Genomic DNA, 17,214 nt, shown 5'->3' on the forward strand with positions numbered 1-17,214 from the left:
AACCATGAATGAATTGCAGTTCACCAAGATCAAGGACGCTGACGGCTTCATTGCGGCTCTCGATCAGAGCGGTGGCAGCACGCCGAAAGCCCTGAAGCTCTATGGCATTCAGGATGATTCCTACTCCAGCGACGAGGAGATGTTCGATCTCGTTCATGCGATGCGCACGCGCATCATCACCAACGCCAGTTTCAGCGGTGAACGCATCCTGGGCGCCATCCTCTTCGAGCAGACGATGGACCGTCAGATCGAGGGCCTCCTCAGCGCTGACTACCTCTGGAACGTGAAGAACATCGTCTCGTTTCTCAAAGTCGATAAGGGGCTCCACGACGAGGTCAATGGTGCCCAACTGATGAATCCGCTGCCCGGGCTCGACGCGGTGCTGGCCCGCGCTCTCGACAACGGCATCTTCGGAACCAAGATGCGGTCACTGATCCTGCTCGACAACGCGGCGGGCATTCACGCAATCGTTAACCAACAATTCGAGATCAGCCGTCAGATTCTGGCGACCGGTCTCGTGCCGATCATTGAGCCCGAGATCGACATTCATTCGCCAAGCAAGAGTGAGGCCGAGCGGATGCTCAAGGCCTCGCTCCTCGAACAGCTTGACTCCCTCAACGCAGACCAGCACGTCATGCTCAAGCTGACTCTTCCCGAGATCGACGACTTCTATGCCGAGTTGGTTGCGCATCCAAACGTGTTGCGAGTCCTGGCCCTCTCTGGCGGCTACAGTCGCGCCGAAGCAAATGCTCGACTCGCGCGTCAACCCGGCGTAGTGGCGAGCTTTTCGCGCGCGCTCACCGAGGGGCTCACGGCGCAGCAAAGTGATGAAGAATTCACCGCAACGCTCGAAGAATCGATCAGCAGCATTTTTCGAGCTTCCACTACCTAATTCGTTGCGGCCTCGGCAGCAGCAATACGCGGAACGGTCTTCATAAAGCTGTCGGGATTGAGAGAAATGGAGTCGATTCCTTCGTTGACGAGGAAAGCCGCAAAGTCGGCATGATTGCTGGGGCCCTGCCCGCAAATGCCGATCTTGATGCCGGCGGCGTGTGCTTTCTGGATGGCTTGGCTGATCATCGACGTGACGGCGTCATCCCGTTCGTCAAAAAGCGCCGCCAACTCTTCTGAGTCGCGATCGACGCCGAGCACTAATTGTGTCAAGTCGTTGGAGCCGATCGAGAAACCGTCGAACCGCGTCGCGAACTTTTCGGCCAGGATCACGTTCGCGGGGATCTCGCACATCATGTACACCTGAAGCCCGTTTTCACCCCGCACCAGCCCGTTTTCTGCCATCACAGCGAGAACACGATCGGCCTCGGCCACAGTGCGACAGAACGGCACCATGATGATGATGTTGGTGAAACCGATCTGCTCCCGCACCCTCTTGAGCGCTCGGCATTCGAGATCGAAGCCTTCGCGGTAGCGCGGGCTGTAATAGCGGGAGGCTCCCCGGAATCCCAGCATCGGGTTCTCTTCGGAGTGTTCGAAAACGCTGCCGCCAATGAGGTGCGCGTACTCGTTGGTTTTGAAGTCGCTGAGCCTCACGATCACAGGCAGCGGATGGTACGGGGTGGCAAGTTTGGCAATCCCCAGCGCCAAGGTCTCCACAAAGAACTCCGTGGGATCGTCAAAGCCACGCGTCAGCTCCGCAATTTGCTGGCGCTCGCTCTCATCAGTCACGAGTTCGGGATGCACGAGCGCCATCGGATGAATCGTGATCAGGTTGTTGATGATGAATTCCATCCGGGCGAGGCCAACTCCGGCCGCGGGCAGCCGCCACCATTGGAAGGCCGCCGCCGGGCTCGCGATATTCACCATCACCGCCGTGCGTGTTTCTGACAGCGTTGCGGGATCAAGCTCCTCGGTCTCAAAGGCGAGGGTGCCATCGTAGATATGGCCCTGATCTCCCTCCGCACACGACAGGGTGATGTCTTGGCCCTCGTTGAGCACCTCGGTAGCATTGCCGGTTCCGACGACTGCCGGGATGCCAAGTTCGCGGCTCACAATCGCCGCATGACTGGTTGACCCGCCATGATCGGTGACGATTCCGGAGGCCCGGGTCATAATCGGCACCCAGTCAGGATCGGTCATTTCGGTGACCAGGATCGCCCCATCACGAAAGTTCTCAATGTCGGCAGGGTCTCGGATGACACAGGCTGAACCCGTGGCGATCGCATCACCAATCGCGGCGCCAGAGACCAGAAGTGGACCATCCTGAGTGAGGTGGTGGGTTGTGAAACGCGTGCCCGTTTTGCGGGCTTGAACGGTCTCGGGGCGTGCTTGGACGACGAACAACTCGCCCGTCACACCATCTTTAGCCCACTCCATGTCCATGGGGCGGTCATAGTGTGTCTCCACAATCACAGCCCAGCGCGCCAATTGCAGGATCTCGGAATCGGCCAATACGAGAGACTGTTGTTCCCGCTCAGAGGTATCAACCATCCGAGTGCGCGCGCTGCCGCCTTCGCTGTAGACCATCTTGCGTGCCTTGGCACCGAGCGACTTTTCGACGATCGGCGAACACCCCGGCGTCTCCAACAGAGGTTTGTACACGAGGTACTTATCGGGATTCACGGTTCCCTGCACGACGGTTTCGCCGAGCCCCCAGGCCGCGCTGATCACGACAACGCGCGGAAATCCGCTTTCGGTATCGATAGAGAACATCACGCCAGACCCACCGACATCCGACCGAACCATGCGCTGCACGCCGATCGAAAGCGCCGCATCCAGATGATCAAACTCTTTGACCTCGCGGTAGCTGATCGCACGGTCGGTGAACAACGAGGCATAGCAGCGGCGGCAGGCATCCAGAAGCTCTCGCTCACCCCGCACGTTCAGGAAGGTCTCTTGCTGACCGGCGAAACTGGCATCGGGGAGGTCTTCGGCTGTAGCGCTACTGCGCACGGCGACCGCCGGGTTGCTCTCTCCCGATCTCTCGGCCAGGCGGCGGTACGACACCCGGATTTCCTCCGCGATGTCTTCGGGAAACTCGCTGCTCAGAAAGAGTTCACGCAGCGCCTCTCCCGTTTCACGCAAACTGGCGTCGCCAGAGTGCATCTGATCAACTCGCGCCCGAGCAGCGGTCGCGATGCCGTTGGCATCGACGAAAGATCGATAGGCATCGGCAGTGGTCGCGAACCCTGGCGGAACCCGCACACCCTCGCTCTCGAGAGTGCGAACCATTTCACCAAGCGAAGCGTTCTTTCCCCCGACGATCGGAACATCTCCGATGCCAATGTCTTTGAACCACATCACATGTTGTGTGCCCATATCGTGCCTCCCACGTTGTTAACGGAGTTGCCACTGCCTATGGTGTGAACTCTACGACTATTGCCGCCACGTATCTAGAGTCCGAAATCCGACCCGACCCTTGCTAAAGCTCGTCGCTGACGGGTGCCGCGAACTGAGCGTTGTAGAGATCGAAGTAGGCGCCCTCTGCTTTCAGAAGTTCACGGTGGGTGCCCTGCTCGACGATCTGTCCGGCATCCATCACCAGAATGAGGTCGGCGTCTCGAATCGTGGAAAGCCGGTGCGCGATGACGAAGCTGGTGCGATTGCTGCGCAGCGCCGCCATCGCTTGCTGCACCAGAACTTCGGTGCGGGTGTCAACGGAGCTGGTTGCTTCATCGAGGATCAACACGCTCGGCTTCGCGAGGAACGCTCGCGCGATGGTGAGCAACTGCTTCTCGCCCGCACTAACGTTATCCGCGTCATCCTCTAAGACGGTGTCGTAGCCATCGGGCAGGGAGTGCACAAAACGGTCAACATAGGTGGCCGTCGCAGCGGCGACGATCTCCTCTTCTGTGGCATCCGGTCGGCCATAGGCAATGTTCTCTCGGATGGTGCCGCCGAACAACCAGGTGTCTTGAAGCACCATTCCGGTGCGGCTGCGGAGGTCATCGCGGGTCATCTCAGCAATGTCGACACCATCGAGCGTGATGCGGCCGGAGTCCAACTCATAGAAGCGCATGATGAGGTTCACGAGTGTCGTCTTGCCTGCACCCGTCTGGCCAACGATCGCGACAGTCTGCCCGGGCGCCGCGGTGAGCGACACATTTTCGATGAGTGGTTTGTCGGCGACATAGCGGAACGAGACGTTCTCAAACACCAGCTCTCCCACGGTGCCATTGGGGCTCGCCGCATCAGCGGGGTCGGGAGACTGCTCCTGGGCATCCAACAATTCGAAGACCCGTTCGGCGGAGGCGACACCAGACTGAACGAGATTCGCCATGCTCCCCAGCTGCGTGAGCGGTTGGGTGAACTGCCGCGAGTACTGCAGGAACGCCTGCACATCTCCGAGACGCATTGTTCCGCCGGCGACCATAGCCCCGCCGACGACAGCAATCGCGACATAGATCAGGTTGCCGACAAACATCATGGACGGTTGGATGATGCCAGACACGAACTGGGCTCCGAAGCTCGCCGTGAAAAGCTCGTCATTCTTGGCATCGAAAACGGTTGCTACCTCCCGTTGACGCCCGAAAACTTTCACGAGCGCGTGGCCCGTGAAGTTCTCTTCCACCTCGGTGGTGAGTTCTCCCGTGTGCTTCCACTGCGCCACGAACATCTTTTGCGAACGCTTCGCGACGGTCACGGTGATCGCGACGGTCAGTGGGATGGTGACAAGCGCGATGAGAGTAAGCAGTGGCGAGACGACGAACATCATGACGATGACGCCCACGACAGTAAGCAAGGAGGTAATGAGTTGGCTGAAGGTCTGTTGCAGGGTCTGCGAAACGTTGTCGATGTCGTTGGTGACTCGACTCAGCAGCTCGCCTCGCTTCATGCTGTCGTAATAGCTGAGCGGGAGGCGATTGATCTTGCCTTCGACGTCACCGCGCAAGCGGTACATGGTGGCCTGCACGACCGAGTTGAGCACGTAGGCGGAAGCCCAACCGAACAGCGAAGACACAAGGTAGAGCGCAAGCACGAGAAGCAGGATCATTCCGAGAGCGCTGAGGTCTATTCCGACTCCGGGGGTGAGGTTCATGCCGCTCAATAGGTCGGCTTGGCCGGTCTGGCCGTTGGCCCTCAAACCGGCGATGATTTGTGTTTTCGTGCTGCCGGCTGGCAGGTTCTGGGAGATTGCACCTTCGAACAGCAGGTTGGTGGCCTGCCCCAGCAGTTTCGGGCCGAGAACGCTGAGTCCGACGCTCACGATCGTGAAGAAAAGTACCCAGACGAGCCCGATACGGTGCGGCTTGAGCATGCCGAATAGCCGGCGTGCTGAGGGCCCGAAATTCATGGCTTTCTCGGCGGGCATGTTTGCGCCCCCGAATGGTCCACGACCACGCTGGGGTCGTTCGGTGACTTTCTCGTCCTGCTCCGACTCGCTCATGCTGCCGCCTCCACCGTCAGCTGCGAATTCACGATTTCGCTATAGGTCTCGGAGGTGTCAAGCAACTCCTCATGAGTGCCGTGACCGACAATCTCGCCGCTTTCGAGTACGAGGATCTGTTCCGCATCCCGAATCGTGGCGACTCGTTGCGCGACAATGATCATCGTGGCGTCGCGCCGATGCGTGCGAAGTGCGAGCCGCAGCCGTGCATCCGTGGCGCCGTCGAGCGCCGAGAATGAGTCGTCGAAGATATAGATTTCGGGCTTTTTCACCAGCGCCCGCGCGATCGCCAGCCTTTGCCTCTGACCCCCAGAAACGTTCGTGCCCCCCTGAGAAATGGAGGCATCGAGCCTGCCATCCATCGCTTCGACGAAGTCGCGTGCCTGCGCGATCGTGAGTGCTTCCCACAGTTCCTCATCGGTGGCATCGGGTTTGCCGTAGCGAAGATTGCTCGCTACCGTGCCCGAGAACAGGTAGGGCTTCTGGGGAACGAGACCGATCCGGCCCCACAGCAGGTCGGGGTCGATGTGACGAACGTCGACGCCGTCGACGTCGACCACACCGTCTGTTGCATCGAATAGCCGCGGCAGCAGGTTGATGAGCGTTGTTTTTCCGGCCCCGGTGCTGCCAATGATCGCCGTGGTTTGGCCCTGGTTAATGGTGAAGTCGAGGTCGCGCAACACCGGCTGCTCGGCGCCCGGATAGGAGAAGGAGACGTGTTCTAGCTTCACCGTTCCTTGCTCAGGCAGCGACATCACCGGATTCGCCGGTGGTGTTACCGAGCTCTCCGTGTCGAGTACTTCGCTGATCCGGTCCCCACTCACTGCGGCCCGCGGAAGGATCATGGCCATAAAGGTCGCCATCGTCACTGCCATCAAGATCTGGAGAAGGTAGCTGAGGTAGGCGATGAGTGCGCCGATCTGCATTTCGCCGGACTCGACACGCAGCCCACCAAACCAGACGACGGCGACACTAGACACGTTGACTACGAGCATGACCGTAGGAAAAATGAGGGCGGTCAGACGACCAGTCGCAAGCGTCGTGTCGGTGAGAGTGCGGTTAGCGTGTGCAAAGCGCTGTGCTTCGTCTTTCTCCCGCACGAAAGCGCGAACCACCCGGATGCCGGTGAGTTGCTCCCGCAGCACACGGTTTACGGCGTCGATGCGTTTCTGCATCGTGCGGAACAACGGAACCATCCGAGCGACGATGAGTCCGATCGCCAGCAAAAGGACCGGAACGCTGACCGCCATCAGCCAAGAAAGGCCGACATCCTGCCTGATGGCCATGATGACACCGCCAACGGCCAGAATCGGTGCGGCCACGAACAGGGTGCACGTCAGCAGGACGAACATCTGCACCTGCTGCACATCGTTCGTGGAACGGGTAATGAGGGTTGGTGCGCCGAACTTCGAGACTTCGCGTTCCGAAAATTCGCTGACCCGGTGGAAAAGTGCACCGCGGAGGTCACGCCCAAGTGACATCGCGGCCTTAGCTCCGAAGTAGACGGCGACAATCGCGCACGCAACCTGCACGAGGGTGATCGCAAGCATGATGCTGCCGATCCAGAGGATATGCCCCACATCACCTTTCGCAACCCCGTTGTCGATGATGTCCGCGACGAGGCTCGGCAGGTAGAGGTTAGCGATCGACTGGGCGGCCTGAAAAATCGCGACGCCGATAAGGAGTTTGGCGTGCGGGCGGAGGTAGTGACGCAGGAGTCTCAACAGCATGGGTTCTACTTCTCCAGTGCAATGATAGTGGGTGTCAGCGAGTCGAATTGCGGTGTGAGTAACACCCGAATGAACCGCTATCGGCCCGCACGCTCCACTGGCATTTCTCGAAATTACCGCTGTCTCTGCTGTGAACTCTACGACCATTTACGCATCGTCGATAGCGACGACAGAAACACTCAAGTGGCGCCGTGCATAGCCTCGGATGAGGCCAAACCCCGTGTGAGAGAATCAACCATGGCTGATTCCTGGCGTCGCACACCGACCGAAAGTCCCGTTACTTTCGAGATCGATACCTCGGCGTCGATCCCGCCCTTCGAGCAGATCAAAGCTCAAGCTATCGCCCAAATTGCGAGTGGCGATTTGCTCGCTGGCACGAAGCTCGCGACCGTTCGTCAGCTTGCCAGCGACCTCGGCATCGCGCCCAACACTGTGGCCCGCGCCTACCGCGAACTTGAGGCCGATGGCTTTCTGCTCTCGCGCGGTCGCAACGGCACCGTCGTTAAAGCTCAGCCCGGCGACGCCGCCGCCCTGCTGCAACTCGACGCCAAGGCGTACGCCACTCGCGCGGCAGAACTCGGCATCAGCGGTGACGAAGCCCTGCGCTTCATCACTATCGCGCTCAAGAAGTAGCAGCGCCGCAACATCCGCAGCACAGCGAACTAGCTACTGCCACTAGAGGGTGCGCTCGAGCGACTGCGAACTACCGCAACACCCCAAGCTCGCGCGCCTTCGACACTGCTGCGGTGCGCGATGACACGTTCAGTTTCGAGAAGATGTGCACGAGGTGCGACTTCACGGTGGTCTGCGAAACAAACATTTCGCCCGCGATCGCCGCGTTCGACATCCCGGCAGCAACCCGCTCCAGCACCTCGATTTCGCGCTTGCTCAGGCTCACTTGCGGAGCCCGCATCCGATCGAGCAGTCGCCCGGCAATCACTGGCGCCAACGCACTCTCGCCCGCGGCCGCAGCACGCACCGCAGCGATCAACTCATGGGGCGGGGCATCCTTGAGCAAGTAGCCACTCGCTCCGGCTTCGACCGCGCCGAGAATGTCACCATCGGTGTCGTAGTTGGTCAGCACCAACACGTAGGGTGCCGCATCCAGAGCGCGGATGCGGCGCGTGACATCGGCACCGGTCTCCTGCTCGCCAAATTGCAGATCCATCAGCACCACACTCGGGTTCACCGACTGCACGAGCGCGAACGCCTCATCGGGTGTCGCCGCCTCGCCGACCACCGTGAGGTCGTCTTCGTGCTCCAGCAGAGCCCGCAATCCAGCGCGCACCACCGGATGATCGTCAGCAATCGCTACCCGAATCATGCGCGCTCCTCCTGCTCGGCCGTATTGGAAGCAGCAGCGTCGGCATCAGCAGCAGCGTCGGCCCCACCATCAGCGGCAGCGGCAGCGGCAGCGGCAGAAGCACCGACGCCGTTCGCCACCACACTGGGCACCACGGTCAAGTCGACCGTGACCGTAGTACCTTCTCCAGGCTTCGACGTTACCGTCAGCGTGCCGTCGAACTGCTCGACCCGCTCGCGTGTGGCCGTGAGTCCGAACGAATCCGAGACCCCTCGCGCCGAAGCATCCTGAACCTCCGCCGGGTCGAACCCACGACCGTTGTCGGCGATCGTCAGCCGCACGTGCGAATGATCGCGTTCGATCGAGATGGTCGCCTGCGTTGCTTCGGAGTGCTGCACGACATTCGCCATGGCTCCCTGTGCAATTCGCAATAGCGCGGTTTGCACGGGCATCGGCAGGTCGAGAGCATCCGCTACTCGCACCCGCACCTCGCGGTCGGGGCTTTGCCACTGGGTGTCGGCGAGTCGGCGCAGCGCAGCACCGATCCCCTGTTCCACGAGGGCAGCCGGGGCAAGTTCGCGAATGAAGTTACGGGTGTCGGCAAGGTTGGCGGCGGCAGTCTCGCGGGCCAGACGCACATGCTCGAGGCCAGCGGCATCCGGATCAGCGCGCTCCGCAGCGTGCAGCAGCATCTGGATGCTCGACAGCCCTTGCGCGACGGTGTCGTGAATCTCGCGCGCGAGTCGCGATCGCTCCGCCAGCACCCCGGATTCGCGTTCGGTCTGCGCGAGCTGGTCACGCGTCTCGAGCAGTTGCTTCACCAACAGTTCGCGATCCGCCGCCTCGGCCGCGAGCGACTTGTAGCCGAGTCCAATCACGATGGCGACGCCTGCGCCGACCAGAGGTCCGACGACTCCGCCGACCGTCCACTCGCTGTGGAGACCGAGAGCGGCAATAGCCAGCAGCGTCGAGCCCAGCACTGCGAGCGTGCGCCAGCCGCGCGGCAACAGGTGCAGATAAAGAAAGAACAGGGGGAACACGAGGTAGGCGGCATCCGGGCTCAACCACACCAACACCAGCCACTCGGCCGACAACACGGCAGCCCACACATACGCGGTTGCTGACTGCGCACTCGCGCCGGAGCTCATCGCGTGCCGGGCCAAATACCCGCCAAAACCATAGGTGGCGAGCAGCACTACCGCGAGCGCGACCACCGCCACCGTGTAGGGGTTGCCATCCACGAGAGCCCGCACAACAACGAGCACCGTTAACGCGACAAAGAGAATGTGCAAACTGGTGCGCAACCCCACAAAGACAGGGGTCAACGCAGTGTGGCTCATTCTTCGACCCTACTGCCGCGCACGACCCCTTCTATCCACCGAAATGATGATTGTGGGCTCCGTCCTTAGCGTCTGCAAGTGCGTTATCTCGGCCGATGTATCGCGACCGCAAACGGAGGAGTCTGGTTACTGTCGCCAGTCGTCGACGCCGAAAGGACTCCCCATGTTTGTTGCGTGGCGCGATCTGCGCTTTGCTCGCGGACGCTTTGTGCTCATTGGCACCGTCGTAGCGCTCATCACTTTGCTCGTCGGATTTCTGAGCGGCCTCACCGGTGGGCTCGCTGCCCAGAACATTTCTGGTGTTCTGTCGCTGCCCGCCGATCAGCTCGTCTTTGCCACCCCGAGCAGCAAGGGGGCGGATGAGGCGAGCTTCTCCGACTCGAACGTCACCGAGAAGCAGGCAACGACCTGGGCGGATGCCGCCGGCGTCGACTCCGCTAACCCCATCGGCGTCTCCCAGACCAAGGCGGAGTCCCCCGAGTCGAGCACCTCCATCGCCATCTTCGGAGTCGTTGCCGGCTTCGACGAGACGGCCCCGAGCGGCGACGGCAAGGTCGGCCTCTCGGAGGATGCCGCCACCGCCCTCGACGTTTCCACCGGCGACACCATCACGGTGGCCGGCACCGATTACACGGTCGAGAAGGTCAGCGGCAACTGGTGGTACAACCACACGCCCGTCGTTCAGATGACGCTCGAAGACTGGCAGGGTTACTCCGCCACGACCGGAAACCCGGATGCCTACGCGACCGCCATTGCGGTCAATGGCGACGCCGACTGGTCCGCCATCAATGCTGACGCTGACACCCTCAGCAACTCTGTTCTGCTGTCGCTGACCGCCGTCAGCTCGTTCCGTTCAGAGATCGGTTCGCTGCTACTGATGGTCGCGATGCTGTTCGGCATCTCGGCCCTCGTGATCGGCGCGTTCTTCACCGTGTGGACGATGCAGCGCAAGGCCGACATCGCGATGCTGAAAGCGCTCGGAGCATCCACGTCATCGCTGATCCGCGACGCCCTCGGCCAGGCGCTCATCGTGCTGCTGATCGGTGTCGGAATCGGCATCGGCATCACGGCTCTCCTCGGGGTGCTGATGGGCAGCGCGCTGCCGTTCATCCTGAGTCCCTTCACTACCCTGCTGCCGGGCGTCATCATGATCGCGCTCGGCCTCGCCGGTGCCGCTTTCGCCCTGCGTTCCGTTACTACCGCCGATCCACTCACCGCCCTGGGGAGCACCCGATGATCCACCTCAACAACGTCACTCTCACCTTCCCCGACGGCGAAGGCCGCGTCACGGCCGTCGACCACGTCACGCTCAGTGCGCATCCTGGCACTGTCACGGGCATCACCGGGCCGAGTGGCTCCGGCAAGTCGAGCCTGCTGGCGGTCGCCGCTACGCTCATCCACCCCGACTCCGGTCAGGTCATGATCGATGATGTGGATGCCGCCCAACTGTCGGCCGCCGAAGCAACGGAACTCCGCCGCGACAGCATCGGCATCGTCTTCCAGCAGTCGAACCTGCTGCCTTCGCTGACCGCGCTGGAACAACTTGCCGTCATGAACGAGCTCGGCGCACCGCACAGCCGAGGCAAGCGTGCCGAGGTTACCGCCCACGCTCGCGAACTGCTGGCTGCCGTCGGCCTGGCCGATCAGGCCCACAAGCGTCCGCATCAGCTTTCGGGCGGTCAGCGCCAGCGCGTCAACATTGCGCGGGCGCTCATGAACGACCCGAAGGTGCTGCTCGTGGATGAACCGACCAGTGCCCTCGACCAGGAGCGCGGCGCGAGCATCATCGAACTCATCCTGCGCCTCACCGACGAACGCAACACGTCAACGCTGCTCGTGACCCACGATCTCGTTCATCTCCCCCGCATGCACGCGGTCGTAAACATGGTGGATGGCGCGCTCGAGTCGGTGCGCGGCGAGGTGCCGCTTACCGTCGGGTAACCTCACTCCCTTGCGGGTAACTAGGGGTCATGCAGGAGCATAATGACCATGACCGACACCATGAACGCCGTAGCGTACTCGCATGCTTTGCCCATTGACGACCCCACGAGCCTGGAAGACGTGACTCTTCCCGTTCCCGCCGTGGGGCCACACGACCTCCTCGTGAAGGTCGTCGCTGTTTCTGTGAACCCCGCCGACGTGAAGGTTCGCTCCGACATGGATCCGGATGGGGTCCCGACCGTCCTCGGCTTCGACGCCGCCGGAACCGTCGCCGCCGTGGGCAGCGATGTCACCCTGTATGCCGTCGGCGACGAGGTGTACTACGCCGGAGCGATGGGCCGTTCAGGCTCCAACGCTGAACTTCAGGCCGTTGACGAGCGCATCGTCGGCACCAAGCCGAAGTCGGCCACCTTCGCCGAAGCCGCCGCACTCCCCCTCACTACCCTCACCGCGTGGGAGGGCCTGTTCGACAAGCTCAAGCTCACCGCCGAGAGCATGGGAACCCTGCTCGTCGTCGGCGGTGCCGGCGGCGTGGGCTCGATGATCATCCAGCTTCTCAAGGCACGCACCCCCGGCATCCGCATCGTCGCCTCCGCCGGCCGCGAAGCCAGCCAAGAGTGGGTTCGCTCGCTCGGAGCGGATGAGGTCGTCCGTCACGGCGAACACCTCACCGAAGACGTGAAGCGCGTCGCCCCCGAGGGAATCGACTACATCTACAGCACCAACACCGTGGGCCAGATGGATGCGTACATCGAGATCTTGAACCCCTTCGGTGAGATTGTCGCCACCGACAACCCCGGTCTGGTCGACCTCGGCCTGTTCGCCGGCAAGAGCCTCTCGTGGCACTCCGAGCTCATGTTCACGCGGTCGGTCTTCACCACGGCTGACATGGTGGTGCAGCACGAGCTTCTCACCACGGTCGGCGAAATGATGGACGCCGGCACGATCCGCAGCACCATGACCTCGGCTTTCAGCCCGCTAAACGCCGAGCAGCTGCGCCTCGCTCACGCGAGCGTCGAGACCGGCCGCACGCTCGGCAAGGTCGTCGTTACAAACGAGCCCCTCGCGAGCTAGCGCGAGCCACCCGCGGTCGAGGTGATACTGCGGCGCGGTGCCCTCTGGGGTACTGCGCCGCTGCTCTGCACACCGCCGCGCGATCGCGGTTGCGCCGCGGCGCCTAGTGACCGATCTCGTCGGAGTCAGCGCCTGACCCCGGCACATCGAGCGCCGCAATAGCTTCGAGGTCGCGCGAGTCGAGTTCGAAGTCGAAGACCGCAATGTTGGCGGCCAGCCTGTCGGGGTTGGCCGACTTCGGGATCGCGACAAGTCCGTTCTGCAGGTGCCAGCGCAGCGCGACTTGAGCTGCCGAACGCTCGTGCTTCTCCGCGATCTCGAGCAGCACCGGCTGGTCGAGAATGCCCTTGATGGGGCTCCACGATTCCGTGACGATTCCGCGGGAGTCGTGATAGGCCCGGTCCGTGAGGCGAGCGTTGGTCGGCGACAGGTCGACCTGGTTGACGGCGGGAACGGTCGCACCAGCATCCAGCAGCACCTCAAGGTGTGCGGGCTTAAAGTTGGAGACACCAATAGAGCGCGCGAAGCCATCGGCCTGCAGCTTCTCGAAGGTGCGCCAGGTGGAAAGAAACTCGCCGCGGTCGGGCCGTGGCCAGTGGATGAGCAGCAGGTCGACATACTCAAGGTCGAGCCGTTCGAGGCTGCCACGCAGGCCCTCGATGGCACGGTCGTCGCCCTGAAATTCGCCATCGAGTTTGGTCGTGACGAAGAGTTCGTCGCGATCGACACCGCTGCGGCGGATGCCCTCGCCCACGCCCGCTTCGTTGCCGTAGCGCACGGCCGTATCGATGTGGCGATACCCGAGCTCGATGGCGGTGGGAACGACTACGGCTACTTCGGCATCGCTGAGCGGCCACGTTCCGAGACCGAGCTGGGGAATGCTGTGGCCATCATTGAGCGGTATCGAAGGGATCATGTTCTTAGGCTAAACGACGGATATGACAGTGCGCGAGGACTCGCTGAAGCGAATCCCCGCGCAGGGTCGTGATGGTGCGAGCGAGTGTCGTTAGACCTCGAGGGCTGCCATGGCCGGGTCGGGGTTTCCGAAGCGGTGGGCCGTGATCGAGAGCGACTGCTCGTGCACGAAGATCAGCAGTTCGACACGGCCAGACGTCGTGACCGGTCCGCCCCAGATGGCGATGTCAGGGTTTCCCTTCACGGCATCGGAGAGCGCCAGGGCCGATCCGCCGATGAGGCGAACACGGGTCGTCGTGATCTCACCGCGGGCGGCGCGCTCAAGCCAGCGTGCATCCGACTCGACTACGACGTCGGCAACCGAAACAGCGTTTCCTGTTTCGAACGACTCGGTCAACAGCGACGGCAGCGGAACGGCCGAGCTGATGTGAATCGTCGAGCCAACGCGAGCAGCCCCGGCGATCAGACGCACCAGGTGGCCGAGGGGCTGACCTTCCGATAGACGGATCGTGACCGGCACCGAACGGTAGCGGAATACGTTGCGCTCGACTCCCAGACCAGACACATCGCGGCTGACTCCGAACTCTGTCTCCCAGGCACGCTGGTCACTTTCGGCGGCGCGGCGAACGCGGTCGAACTCGTCGAACTCCATGCCCGCTTGCGCCTTCTTGATGACGGATGACACGTGGTCGCTCAGACCGCGCACCTGGATGTTGCCCGAGGCAGGCTGCTCAACGGCTTCCCACTCTCCGAGCGTCATCAGGTAGTTGGGCCCACCGGCCTTCGCGCTGCGGCCCACGGCCGATCGCTTCCAACCGCCGAAGGGCTGGCGACGAACGATTGCACCCGTGATTCCACGGTTCACGTACGCGTTTCCGGCCTGAACCTCATCGAGCCACAGGGCGACCTCGTCGGAATCGAGCGAGTGGATGCCCGCCGTGAGACCGTAATCCACTGCGTTCTGCATCTCGATGGCTTCGGCCAGAGTCTTGGCGCGCATGACGCCGAGCACTGGACCGAAGTACTCCGTCAGATGGAATTCGCTGCCGGCAACGACTCCCGTGCGAACGCCGGGCGTCCACTGCTTGCCTTCGTCATCCAACTGGCGAGGCTTCACGAGCCAGCTCTCACCGGGAGCGAGAGTGGTGAGAGCACCGAGCAGTTTTCCCTGAGCGGGCTCAACAATCGGGCCCATCGTGGTGAGCGGGTTGTGCGGCAGGCCGACGCGCAGCGTGCGTACCGAGTCAACGAGCTGGCGCTCGAAGCGCTCGCTCGTGGCGACCGATCCGACCAGAATCACGAGAGAGGCAGCCGAGCACTTCTGGCCGGCGTGGCCGAACGCACTCTTGGTGATATCCGCCACAGCAAGGTCAAGGTCGGCACTCGGCGTGACGATGATGGCGTTCTTGCCACTCGTCTCGGCGAGGATCGGAAGGTCGCTGCGCCATTCGCGGAACATCGCGGCGGTCTCCCACGCACCGGTCAAGATGACGCGGTCGACAGCGGGGTCGGCGATGAGCGTTTTTCCGAGATCCCGGTTCTTGAGGTCGACGAGCTGGAGCACCTCGCGCGGCACTCCGGCTTCCCACAGGGCCTCGATCATGACGGCGGCGCTGCGCTGCGAGAGCTTGGCGGGCTTGATGATCACGCCGCTGCCTGCGGCAAGCGCGGAGAGCACACTACCGGCGGGGATGGCGACAGGAAAGTTCCACGGCGGGGTGACGACGGTCAGCGCCGAGGGCACGAACTTCGCATCCTCGATCGTCTCGAGGTCGAGAGCGCGCTCGGCATAGTAGTGCGCGAAGTCGATTGCTTCGCTGACCTCAACGTCGCCCTCGGCGATCGTCTTGCCGGCCTCGTGCGCCATGATCTCGATCAGGCGAGCACGCGAGTTCTCCATCGAGTCACCAGCACGGTGCAAGATAGCGGCACGCTCAGCAGCGGGCATGGCGCCCCAGTTGCGACCGGCGGCAGAGGTGCTCGCGATGATCTTCCACATCTGCTCGTGCGTGGTGACGGCACCGGCCGTGATGGAGTCAATGCCGAGCTGCGAGTCGAGGCTCCGCGCCAGAATGGCGCGTCCCCAGGTGCGGTTGTCGCCGATCGCGGGGTCGGTGTCGGCCACGTTGTTGAACGGACGGTCGCCGATCAGCGCGGCAGGCTGCGAACGATCCTGCACCCGGTTTGTGGTCTGAGCGGGCACATCGAGGTTCGCGAGCGAGGCCAAGAAACGGTCTTGCTCACGGATGAAGATGGCTTCGTTGCTGGAAAGTTCGAACAGTCCCGACATGAAGTTCTCGGTGCTCGCGTTCTCTTCGAGGCGACGAACGAGGTAGCTGATGGCGGAGTCGAACTCGCTGGGCTGCACGACGGGCGTGTACAGCAGCAGGCTGCCGACATCCTTCTTGATCGCTTCGGCTTGGCCGGTAGCCATACCGAGCAGCATTTCGAACTCAACGCGCTCGGTGACACCGCGCTCTTGAGCGAGGTGCCAGGCGAAGGCGATGTCGAAGAGGTTGTGCCCGGCAACACCAATGCGTACGGCATCCATGCGCTCGGGGGTGAAAGCCCAGTCGAGCACACGCTTGTAGTGGGTGTCGCTGTCTTGCTTGGTGTTCCACGTGGCGAGCGGCCAGTGGTGAGTGATCGAGTCGACGTGTTCCATCGCAAGGTTGGCGCCCTTAACAACGCGCACCTTGATACCGGCGCCGCCGCGAGCGCGACGTTCCATCGACCAGCGAGTCAGTTCCTGCAGCGCGCTGAGCGCATCCGGAAGGTACGCCTGCAGCACGATGCCGGCTTCGAGTTCGAGAAGCTCGGGCTGGTCGAGAAGCTTCTCGAAGACCGCGATGGTGAGGTCGAGGTCTTTGAACTCTTCCATGTCGAGGTTGATGAACTTCTTCTCGGGAGAGTTCAACGCGAGCAAGTAGAGCGGGGTGAGGCGGTCAACAACACGGTCGACGGTCTCGTCGAAAGCCCACATCGAGAGTTGGGAAACAACCGACGACACCTTGATGGAGACGTAGTTCACGTCATCCCGACGCAGGAGTGCTTTGGTGCCAGCCAGGCGGGCGTCGGCCTCATCATCACCAAGGACAGCCTCACCGAGCAGGTTGAGGTTGAGGTTCGAGCCGTGGGCACGCAAGTGCGTGAGTGCCTTGTCGAGCTTGGCCGGAGTCGCATCGATGATGAGGTGGCCGACCATCTGACGAAGAACGCGGCGAGCGATGGGCACGATGATCCAGGGCAGGAGCGGCGCAAAGCCACCGCCGACCATGATCGCGAAGCGGAGGTACCACGGCAGGAACGCCGGGATGATGTGGGTGAGGCGCTCGAGGTTGCGACCGGCAACGCGCACGTCTTCGGGGCGCACAACGGTGTCGATGAACCCGAGTGTGAACTCGAGACCATTCGGGTCCTTCAGCACGCCGGCGAGGCGCGTGGCACTCGCATCGGCAGGAAACTCTTCGCTTTCGGCCAGCCACCGGCGAACGGTAGTGATCGTTTGATCCGCGATGTGCTGGTGCGATGCACTGAGGTTGTCGGCAGTCGTTGACATGCTCACGAGAA

12 protein-coding genes are annotated in these 17,214 nt (G+C 62.3%); 5 read left to right on the plus strand and 7 right to left on the minus strand.

Features of this window, described 5'->3' with window-relative positions:
* The first annotated feature begins 4 nt into the window (after positions 1-4).
* Complete coding sequence (locus tag I6E58_RS00870; RefSeq protein WP_197129369.1) at positions 5-892, plus strand: fructose bisphosphate aldolase; 888 nt, start codon at positions 5-7, stop codon at positions 890-892.
* Here I6E58_RS00870 and ppsA read toward each other — a convergent pair.
* The 3 genes from ppsA to I6E58_RS00885 all read right to left on the minus strand — a co-directional run bounded on the left by ppsA (position 889) and on the right by I6E58_RS00885 (position 7,071).
* The gene (ppsA, locus tag I6E58_RS00875; RefSeq protein WP_197129371.1) at positions 889-3,273 is read right to left on the minus strand and encodes a phosphoenolpyruvate synthase; all 2,385 of its coding nucleotides are present in this window, start codon (positions 3,271-3,273) and stop codon (positions 889-891) included. The genes I6E58_RS00870 and ppsA overlap by 4 nt on opposite strands.
* Before the next feature lie 103 nt (positions 3,274-3,376).
* The gene (locus tag I6E58_RS00880) at positions 3,377-5,341 is read right to left on the minus strand and encodes an ABC transporter ATP-binding protein (protein ID WP_197129374.1); all 1,965 of its coding nucleotides are present in this window, start codon (positions 5,339-5,341) and stop codon (positions 3,377-3,379) included.
* Complete coding sequence (locus I6E58_RS00885; RefSeq protein ID WP_197129377.1) at positions 5,338-7,071, minus strand: ABC transporter ATP-binding protein; 1,734 nt, start codon at positions 7,069-7,071, stop codon at positions 5,338-5,340. Before I6E58_RS00885 ends, I6E58_RS00880 begins: the two co-directional genes overlap by 4 nt.
* A 237-nt stretch (positions 7,072-7,308) precedes the next feature.
* Between I6E58_RS00885 and I6E58_RS00890 the strand changes: the two genes are divergently transcribed.
* Positions 7,309-7,704, plus strand: a complete 396-nt coding sequence (locus tag I6E58_RS00890) for a GntR family transcriptional regulator (RefSeq protein WP_129072718.1) — start codon at positions 7,309-7,311, stop codon at positions 7,702-7,704.
* Positions 7,705-7,774: 70 nt separating this feature from the next.
* Here the strand turns inward: I6E58_RS00890 and I6E58_RS00895 are convergent, their stop codons facing one another.
* A complete protein-coding gene (locus I6E58_RS00895) occupies positions 7,775-8,395 on the minus strand; it encodes a response regulator transcription factor (protein WP_197129379.1) in 621 nt (206 codons plus the stop codon).
* Positions 8,392-9,714, minus strand: coding sequence for a sensor histidine kinase (locus tag I6E58_RS00900; RefSeq protein WP_197129382.1), 1,323 nt, complete (start codon positions 9,712-9,714; stop codon positions 8,392-8,394). The genes I6E58_RS00895 and I6E58_RS00900 overlap by 4 nt, the downstream gene beginning before the upstream one ends.
* 163 nt (positions 9,715-9,877) lie before the next feature.
* Between I6E58_RS00900 and I6E58_RS00905 the strand changes: the two genes are divergently transcribed.
* Genes I6E58_RS00905 through I6E58_RS00915 form a run of 3 tightly spaced genes read left to right on the plus strand, consistent with a single transcriptional unit; the run spans position 9,878 to position 12,729 of the window.
* A complete protein-coding gene (locus tag I6E58_RS00905) occupies positions 9,878-10,951 on the plus strand; it encodes an FtsX-like permease family protein (protein WP_197129386.1) in 1,074 nt (357 codons plus the stop codon).
* Complete coding sequence (locus I6E58_RS00910; protein ID WP_197129389.1) at positions 10,948-11,655, plus strand: ABC transporter ATP-binding protein; 708 nt, start codon at positions 10,948-10,950, stop codon at positions 11,653-11,655. The genes I6E58_RS00905 and I6E58_RS00910 overlap by 4 nt, the downstream gene beginning before the upstream one ends.
* Positions 11,656-11,703: 48 nt before the next feature.
* Positions 11,704-12,729, plus strand: a complete 1,026-nt coding sequence (locus I6E58_RS00915; RefSeq protein ID WP_231595104.1) for a zinc-binding alcohol dehydrogenase family protein — start codon at positions 11,704-11,706, stop codon at positions 12,727-12,729.
* Positions 12,730-12,832: 103 nt separating this feature from the next.
* Here I6E58_RS00915 and I6E58_RS00920 read toward each other — a convergent pair whose 3' ends face one another.
* Complete coding sequence (locus I6E58_RS00920; protein WP_197129395.1) at positions 12,833-13,645, minus strand: aldo/keto reductase; 813 nt, start codon at positions 13,643-13,645, stop codon at positions 12,833-12,835.
* 90 nt (positions 13,646-13,735) lie between these two features.
* Positions 13,736-17,203, minus strand: a complete 3,468-nt coding sequence (locus I6E58_RS00925; RefSeq protein WP_197129398.1) for a bifunctional proline dehydrogenase/L-glutamate gamma-semialdehyde dehydrogenase — start codon at positions 17,201-17,203, stop codon at positions 13,736-13,738.
* Positions 17,204-17,214: the final 11 nt, after the last annotated feature.

The organism is Salinibacterium sp. SWN1162 (assembly GCF_015864675.1).
Lineage (GTDB): Bacteria > Actinomycetota > Actinomycetes > Actinomycetales > Microbacteriaceae > Rhodoglobus.